We start from the raw sequence: 8,571 nt of genomic DNA, 5'->3' as shown, positions 1-8,571 counted from the left end.
CCTTTACATCAGAAATGGTTACCCCGCAATATCTTGGAGCAAGATTAGAATCATCTACTTTTATCTGGATCTTTAGACTTCTGCTATCAACATGAAAACTACTAACTGAAGGGGTTATAAGCTCCAGGAATTTTCCCTGTTGTTGGTAGCCTGCTTTTAAGTCCCGGGCAACACCCCAGTGACTCATTGCATCTGCACGGTTAGGTGTAAGGCCAATTTCAAAAACTTCGTCGTTCTCTACCTCAAAAAGCTCAGCAACCGGAGTTCCGGGAACCAGCTCATTATCCATCACCATAATACCTTCGTGACTTTGGCCTAAACCGAGTTCTTTTTCAGAACAGATCATTCCGTAGCTTTCTTCACCACGAATCTTTCCTTTTTTGATCTCCCAGCTTTCACCTTTTTCATCATATAGTATAGTTCCAATAGTCGCCACAGGAACTTTCTGTCCTGCTGCGATATTTGGAGCGCCACAAACGATCTGTACTTCTTCACCGTTTCCAAGATTCATCCTGGTGAGGTTCAACCTGTCTGCATTTGGATGAGCTTCACAGCTTAAAACATGACCAACAACTACGCCGGCCATACCTCCTTTTACACTTTGAAAAGTATCAATACCTTCTACTTCCAGACCAAGATCTGTAAGAAGTTCTCCGGTAGTCTCTGCATTTTCAGGTAGTTTGATAAACTGTTTTAGCCAGTTGTATGAAATCTTCATGGATTAGTCTTTTTCAGCCAGCAAAGATAGTATTACAGATGGTTTTGTCATAATCTAGAATCCTATTTTGTAGACCTTAAAAAACAAAGGAGACCATTGGTGTCTCCTTCGCGGTTTTAAAGTTTAAAATCTTTAATCTTTACGGGTAAGATTCATTGTTCTGGATTTGTTCCAGCCACTTTCGGTTTCTTCATAAACTGCCCATTTAACCAAGCTGTCTTCTTTTGTAATATCGTGTTTGAATCTAAGCTGTTGGTGGCTATCATCGAGATAGCTCTCTACGATCTGGTATTGATCTGGTCCCATTTCCTTTACTTTCATCTTTGAATTTGAAATTCCTTCAGGCGCATTTCTTCGCATAAAGACCACATCAAATTCATCTTCCAGTGGATTGTACACCATGACTCTTTTACAACATGGCTTACTATCACCTGTATCATGATCCACAACCAGCATGGAACCAGCTTCATCAAACGAAATACGGTTTGAACTATTAGTCGTATTCATAACTTCACCATTCTGGTAAACCTGGGTTTCATTATTCCAGTTACCAATTAGAAAGTTAAGTTGTTTGTCCCTGTTTTCAATAATAGCAATCTTAGCCAGACCCGCTTCCATGATCAAATCATCTTGCTCATGATCATGCTTTTCAGCAATTGCAAGAGACTTTTCTATGTATTTAACTGCTTCATCTTTTTTATCCATTTCCAGCAAAACATCAGAAAAGGAATCATAAGGATTGGCTTCCTGTGGATATTCATCGATCTGAGCCTGGAACAACATTTTTGCCGCTTCAAGATCATTTTCTTCCTGCATCAATCTGTATGCTAGAATATTCAGAGGTTCAGCCATGCCTTCGTAAGCGGTATTTGGATTGTTCTTCTGGTAGTTCTCCAAAACAGCTTTTGCACCCTGGTTCTTATAGATCTGGTAAAGTTCATCTACAGTTGCCTGCGCCTGATCCTGCGCATTCATACTAAGAATTAGAAAGAATAATAATGTTCCAATTCTCCATTTAAGTTTAAAATTTCTGCCCATGATATATTGAATTTTGTGGTTATACCGAAGCTATAAACGGGCATTCTAAAGTACAGAATAGGTTGAGGCTATTCCCGGGGGTAAGTCTTCTAAAGATAAATAAAATTTTATTTAATTGATTGTCAGTAGCTAATAAGATTGTATTAGCTAATGTAATTCCAGATCGTTTTGTTCTTAACCAGCCGTGAATAGGCATTTTTCACAGTGCTATTTTTTTCATTTTCAAGGTTTGGATCATCTTTGAGCAATCTGTTGGCATAAAACCTGGCTGATTGCAGAATTGCATTATCCTTCACGATATCTGCGATCTTTAAATTAAGTACCCCGCTTTGCTGAGTTCCCATAAGATCACCAGGCCCTCTTAACTTCAGGTCAACTTCAGCGATCTCAAAGCCATCGTTGGTAGAAGTCATTGTTTCCAATCTTGTTTTACTGTCGTTGGAAAGTTTATGACCCGTCATAAGGATGCAAAAACTCTGTTCAGCACCACGCCCCACACGTCCTCTTAACTGGTGCAACTGCGAAAGACCAAATCTTTCAGCACTTTCTATGATCATCACACTGGCGTTAGGAACATTTACTCCTACTTCGATCACGGTAGTGGCAACCATAATATCTGTTTCTCCCTTGACAAAACGATCCATTTCAAAATCCTTATCGGCAGGTTTCATCTGGCCGTGAACAATAGAGATTTGGTTCTCTGGAAATTCTCTGGCGATACTTTCATACCCATCCATAAGATCCTTGTAATCCATTTTTTCAGATTCCTGTATAAGCGGATATACGATATAAACCTGTCGGCCTTTCTGAATTTCATCCCGGATAAAAGCTAAAACCTTTAAGCGATTGCTATCATAGCGATGAACGGTTTTAATAGGTTTACGACCCGGAGGTAGTTCATCAATGACCGAAATATCCAGATCTCCATACAAACTCATAGCCAGAGTACGTGGAATTGGAGTTGCGGTCATCACCAGAACATGAGGTGGAATATGGTTCTTCTTCCATAACTTCGCTCTTTGTGCCACTCCAAAACGATGTTGTTCATCGATCACAGCAAGACCAAGATTTTTAAATTTTACTTTGTCTTCAAGAAGGGCATGTGTGCCAATGAGAATATGTATCTCGCCAGATTCCAGTTGTTCATGGATCTCCCGGCGTTCCCTGGTTTTAGTAGATCCGGTAAGCAATCGAATATTCAATTTTAGTTCTACACAAAGCTCTACCAAACCATGATAATGCTGAATAGAGAGAATTTCTGTAGGAGCCATCAAACATGCCTGGAAATTATTGTCAAGCGCAAGCAGCATGGACATTAAGGCAACAATGGTTTTTCCGGAACCTACATCCCCCTGTAAGAGCCTGTTCATCTGGGCGCCACTTCCCATATCACCTCGTATTTCCTTGACCACACGTTTTTGGGCATTGGTAAGTTCGAACGGTAAATGATTGCTGTAAAAGTCGTTGAAAATATGACCTACTTTGTCAAAATTGAAACCCTTGATCTTTTGTTTGTGCATAAGGTTTCTGCGCAGTAATTGCAGTTGGACATAAAAAAGCTCCTCGAATTTGAGTCGGAACTGCGCTTTTGCCAACAGTTCCTGGTTCTTCGGAAAATGAATATTGAATAGTGATGCTGCCTTTCCCAGAAGTTTTAGTTCTTCCAGCAATTCCGGATTCAGACTTTCAGAAAATTTCATCCCGGTTTGTTGCAGCACTTCCTGCATCAATTTCATGATCACTCTATTAGTAATTCCTTTCTTCTGAAGTAATTCAGTAGAAGGATAAACCGGTTGCATCGCTACCCTTAGATTCCTCTTATAATCTGATACCAGTTCAAGTTCCGGATGTGGCATACTGAACATCCCACTGTAAAAGTTCGTTTTTCCGAAGATGACATAGGGCGTATTTAATTTGATGTTTTCCCTTATCCATTTATGCCCTCTAAACCAGACCAGCTCCATTCTTCCGGTGTCATCAACAAAATCGGCTACCAGCCGTTTGCCTTTCTTCTGTTCAACCATTTTTAGATGGACGATCTTACCAACAATTTGTACTTCCGAAGAGTTTTGCTGCAATTGCGCGACCTTATAGAAACCTGTTTTGTCTATATATCGATTAGGAAAAAAATTGATGAGGTCTCGATAGGTGCTGATGTTGAGTTCCTTCTTAAAAAGGTCGGCCCGGTTAGGACCAACTCCTTTAAGATACTCAATAGGGGTTTGCAGCAGGTTCTGGATCATACAAACGAAGATATTAAATACGTTTGATTTACATGGGCGGAGGTGTAGAAACTCGTTTTAATCTTCAGGAATACCTTATAACAGCTTCAATTTTTTGTAATTTGCATGAGATATTTTTATTCTGAATGCGATATTTAACGGCACTTTTTTTAATTCTGAACATGTCCTTTATACATGCTCAGAAGATTCGTGATCACCAGGTAGAACGATTTGATTTTCAGAAAGTGGATGCTCACCTTAAAATTGATCCATCTCGAAAAAAGATCGAAGGAAACGTACTTTATAAGATAGAGGTACTTTATCCTGATGACAGCCTGTTCATAAACGGCAATAATATGCATTTTGAAAATGTACAGCTGGATGGTAAAAGCATTGATTTTTTAGTAGATACAGAAGGAATCTATATTCTTCATGATTTCAAGGCGAATGATAGGATTTCCTTGTCCCTTAACTATGAGGTAACTCCAAAAAAAGCTGTCTATTTCATTAATTGGAATGATCCTGATATTGCTGAAGAAGAAAGGCAGGTTTGGACGCAGGGCCAGGGGAAATACACTTCCAGCTGGTTGCCAAGTATCGATGATATGAATGAGAAAGCAGAATTTGACCTTAGTTTTGAATTTCCCGTTTCTTACGAACTCATCGCTAATGGCGAAAATATTAGCAGTGAAATTATAAACGATTCCGTTAGACTGTGGAAATTTAATATGGAAGAACCCATGAGTTCTTACCTGGTTGGTTTCGCAGCAGGTAAATACAATTCCAAAACCAAAACTTCAACTTCAGGAATTGAGATCCAGAATTATTATCTCCCGCAGGATTCTTTGCTTCTGGAGCCAACTTACAGGCATTCTTCAGAAATCATGGATTTCTTTGAACAGGAAATTGGTATAGCGTATCCATGGGCTAATTATAATCAGATTCCCGTAAGAGATTTTCTGTATGCTGGTATGGAGAATACAGGAACTACTATTTTTTCTGAATCTCTTATGGTGGATTCCATTGGTTACCATGATCAAAATTATGTGAATGTAAATGCACATGAGCTAGCTCATCAATGGTTTGGAAATCTTGTTACCGAGAAAAGCGGAAAACATCACTGGTTGCATGAAGGATTTGCCACTTACTACGCATTATTAGCTGAAAAAGAGATCTTTGGAGAGGATTATTTTTACTGGAAGTTATACCAGTCGGCAGAGGTTTTAAAGGAATTAAGCGATTCAGGTAAAGGACAGAAATTATTGTCTTCAACCGGAAGTTCCAGTACTTATTATCAAAAAGGAGCCTGGGCTCTACATATTCTAAGAGAGAAAGTTGGTGAGGAAGCTTTTAGAAAGGGTATAAAGAGTTATCTCGAAACTTATGCTTTCAAGAATGTGGAAACCGATAATTTTCTTGCTGAAATGGAAGTTGCTTCGGGAATGGACCTTACTCAGTATAAAACGGATTGGCTAGAACAGTCAGCTTTTAAAGCCAACCAATCGCTGAATGCTTTAAGAGAATCAGAATTTATCAAATCTTACCTTGAGCTTGCTGCACTGCGGGAAACTCCGCTAGAATCAAAACATGAATATTTGGACAAAATCCTGGACTTCCCTGTAAATGATTATTTAGGGCAGGAAGTAGTCTATCAGCTGGCCGGCGAAAATTCAGATTTAAGCAGGAGTTTATATAAAAAGGCATTTGAATCCAACAATCTATATGTGAGACAGGCGATCGCTACCAGTATGCAAACAATTCCGCAGCAATTCCAATCCAGTTATGAAAGTTTATTAGATGATGAATCTTATCTCACCATCGAAAAGGCATTGTTCAAATTATGGGAAAGATTTCCGCAAAAAAAAGTAGATTATCTGAAGAAAACCAGGAATATCGACGGATTCTACAATAAGAACGTGCGTATGCTCTGGCTAACCTTAAGCCTGGTAACTGCCGAATTCGAGCCGGAAAAAACTTCTGAATATTTTGAGGAATTATCAAATTACACAAATCCATCAAATCCATTTGAAATCAGGGAAAATGCTTTTGGATATTTATACCAGCTAGGAGCTTTTAATGAAGCTAGTTTGGAGAGCCTGTTGATGGCAACAGATCATCATGCTTACAGGTTCCGGGATTTTGCAAGAAAGTTGCTTGATGAATTGATCGCAAATGAGGAATATCGGGAGAAATTGATAAATGTTTCTGCAGACTTAGAGGAGAAACATAGCAGGTATTTAAACTCTAAAATTTCAAGTTAGGATGAGAGCACTCGTAATTTCAGGAGGAGGAAGCAAGGGAGCTTTTGCCGGCGGAGTTGCGCAGTATCTTACTGAAGATCTCGGGCGCGATTATGATCTTTTTATAGGAACCTCTACAGGAAGTTTGCTTCTTTCCCATATGGCTCTGCATAAGGCAGAGAAAGTTAAAAAAGCTTTTACGAGCGTTAATCAATCCAGTATCTTTAGTAGCAGACCATTCCTTATTAAAAAGAAGCACGGGCAGGAAACAATCAGCATTAACCACTTTAATGTTATTCTGAATTTTCTAAAAGGAAGTAAAACCTTCGGCGATAGTTTAAATCTCAAAACCCTGCTTCAGAAGACCTTTACGAAAGAAGAGTTTAAACAACTGAAGGATAGCCATAAGGAAGTTGTGGTTACTGTTTCCAATCTCTCTCTGAACGAAGTGGAATATAAGAGTATCAAGGACTACGATTACGATGCATTTATAGACTGGATCTGGATTTCCTGCAATTACACGCCATTCATGAGCCTGGTCACCAAAAACGGATGTGAATATGCTGATGGTGGTTTGGGAAGTATGGTGCCTATTGAGGAAGCGATTAAGCGGGGTGCCACAGAGGTTGATGCGATCATCCTACAAACTGAAGTGACTTATTTCAACAGGATGCCTTCAAAGAATGTATTTTCGCTCATTACCAATCTTTTTGCATTTATGCTAGACAGGATCGAAACTCAGAACATCAGGATCGGAAAATTTTCAGCAGCGAATAAAGATTGTATTATCAATTTTTACTATACTCCAAGCGTTCTAACAACGAATTCTCTTATTTTTGATAAGGATAAAATGCGGGAATGGTGGGAGAGTGGTTATGAGTTTGCCAAATACAGAAATGAAGAAATTAACGAAATTGAACCTTAATGCGAGCACTGGTTATATCTGGAGGAGGAAGTAAAGGCGCCTTTGCCGGCGGCGTGGCCCAACATCTAATTAAGGAACAAAAAAGAAGGTATGATCTTTTTTTAGGTACCAGTACCGGCAGTTTGCTTATTCCCCACCTCGCTGCAGGAAACATCCAGAAGGTTTACGATGTCTATACCAACGTCACCCAAAGAACGATCTTTAGCGTCAACCCTTTTGTAGTGAAGAAAAAAGATGGCCGCGAGTATGTGACCATTAATTACCTCAATACGATCTGGCAATTTATAAGACAGCGCCGCACCTTTGGGGAAAGCAAAGCTTTACGTAGAAGCATTCGAAAGAATTTCTCTCAGCAGGATTTTAACGAGCTCAAATCCAATATTAAAGATGTGGTCGTCACTGTATCCAATCTATCCAAAAACAGGGTGGAATATAAATCTATCCACGATTTCGAGTATGACGACTTTTGTGACTGGATCTGGATTAGTTGTAATTATATTCCTTTTATGAGTCTCGCGACCAAAGATGGTTTTGAATATGCAGACGGTGGTCTGGGATGTGTGGTTCCTATCAGGGAGGCCATTAAACGCGGTGCTACAGAAGTGGATGCGATCATTCTGGAAGCCGAAAATATGGAATACAATAAAGTTCTAGGTAAGAATCCTTTTTCATTAATGGTTAACCTCTTCGGTTTCTTGTTGGACCAGGTCGAGTACCATGATATTGTGGAGGGGAAACTTGCAGCCATGAATAAAAAGGTCAAGCTGAATATCTACTATACCCCGACTAAGCTTACGGAAAATTCTCTTGTTTTCAACAAAAAAGATATGACCGACTGGTGGCAACAGGGTTTTGAGTATGCCGAAAAGAAAGAAATGGAGCGTAAAGCTGCTAAATCTTCCTGGTTTAAGCTAGGTTTCTAACTTCCTGTTTGATGAACCCTAATGCAGCTTCGGTTGGTAATTGTTTTTCCATCATTGCTTCAAAAATAACTTTTCTTAAATCATCTGGATTCGATACATTTTCTTTACCTGAAGCATTTCTGATCATGCTGATCATAGCATTTTTCGATGTTCTTATATAGTCCCAGCATTCGTTGCTAACATAAATTTGTTGCGCTAGATTATGCTCGAATTCCTGTTCAATATTAGCTATTAACAAACTTGTATAAGCTGAAACATCTTCAGCAACAGGCTCAACCCGAAATAGTAGCTTACCGGGAGATATTCTTTCCAGGAATAAGGTCAGTCGTTCGTATGCCTGTAGTCTAATAGGTAATGAAGTTTTTTGTTTCTCTCTGAGCAGTAAAAACCTTCTACGATTTTCCTCATTACTGGAATAGGTGTGAAAAAAGTAAAAACTTACCAAACCAACAATTACTGCCGGAAGTATTCCATAGATCAATTGAAAAACATCAAATTCGTTCAT

General features: G+C 39.2%; 7 protein-coding genes. 3 read left to right on the top strand and 4 right to left on the bottom strand.

Features of this window, described 5'->3' with window-relative positions:
• From ytpR to recG, 3 genes are all read right to left on the bottom strand, one after another.
• Positions 1 to 718 (bottom strand): YtpR family tRNA-binding protein (gene ytpR, locus ACNKXS_RS08825; protein ID WP_417920558.1); only part of this gene is annotated, 718 nt, incomplete at its 3' end.
• 132 nt (positions 719 to 850) lie between these two features.
• Complete coding sequence (locus ACNKXS_RS08820) at positions 851 to 1,756, bottom strand: tetratricopeptide repeat protein (RefSeq protein WP_417920557.1); 906 nt, start codon at positions 1,754 to 1,756, stop codon at positions 851 to 853.
• Positions 1,757 to 1,899: 143 nt separating this feature from the next.
• Positions 1,900 to 3,999 (bottom strand): ATP-dependent DNA helicase RecG, encoded by a 2,100-nt coding sequence (recG, locus tag ACNKXS_RS08815; RefSeq protein ID WP_417920556.1) that lies wholly within the window; start codon positions 3,997 to 3,999, stop codon positions 1,900 to 1,902.
• A 161-nt stretch (positions 4,000 to 4,160) separates the two neighbouring features.
• On the opposite strand from recG, the gene ACNKXS_RS08810 reads away from it, so the two are divergent.
• The 3 genes from ACNKXS_RS08810 to ACNKXS_RS08800 are packed head-to-tail and all read left to right on the top strand — an operon-like array spanning position 4,161 to position 8,066.
• Positions 4,161 to 6,239 carry a M1 family metallopeptidase gene (locus tag ACNKXS_RS08810; RefSeq protein WP_417920555.1) on the top strand — a complete coding sequence of 693 codons (2,079 nt, stop codon included), beginning with the start codon at positions 4,161 to 4,163 and terminating at the stop codon, positions 6,237 to 6,239.
• Between the two features lies 1 nt (position 6,240).
• The gene (locus ACNKXS_RS08805) at positions 6,241 to 7,143 is read left to right on the top strand and encodes a patatin-like phospholipase family protein (protein ID WP_298524789.1); all 903 of its coding nucleotides are present in this window, start codon (positions 6,241 to 6,243) and stop codon (positions 7,141 to 7,143) included.
• Positions 7,143 to 8,066, top strand: a complete 924-nt coding sequence (locus tag ACNKXS_RS08800) for a patatin-like phospholipase family protein (protein WP_417920554.1) — start codon at positions 7,143 to 7,145, stop codon at positions 8,064 to 8,066. Before ACNKXS_RS08805 ends, ACNKXS_RS08800 begins: the two co-directional genes overlap by 1 nt.
• Here ACNKXS_RS08800 and ACNKXS_RS08795 read toward each other — a convergent pair.
• Positions 8,050 to 8,571: a DUF7935 family protein gene (locus ACNKXS_RS08795; protein ID WP_417920553.1), complete on the bottom strand. Its 522-nt coding sequence runs from the start codon at positions 8,569 to 8,571 to the stop codon at positions 8,050 to 8,052. The two genes, ACNKXS_RS08800 and ACNKXS_RS08795, sit on opposite strands and share 17 nt — an antisense overlap.

Source organism: Christiangramia marina, assembly GCF_048285865.1.
In the GTDB taxonomy this organism is placed as follows: Bacteria; Bacteroidota; Bacteroidia; order Flavobacteriales; family Flavobacteriaceae; genus Christiangramia; species Christiangramia marina.
This window is presented reverse-complemented; position numbering and strand designations above follow the sequence as displayed.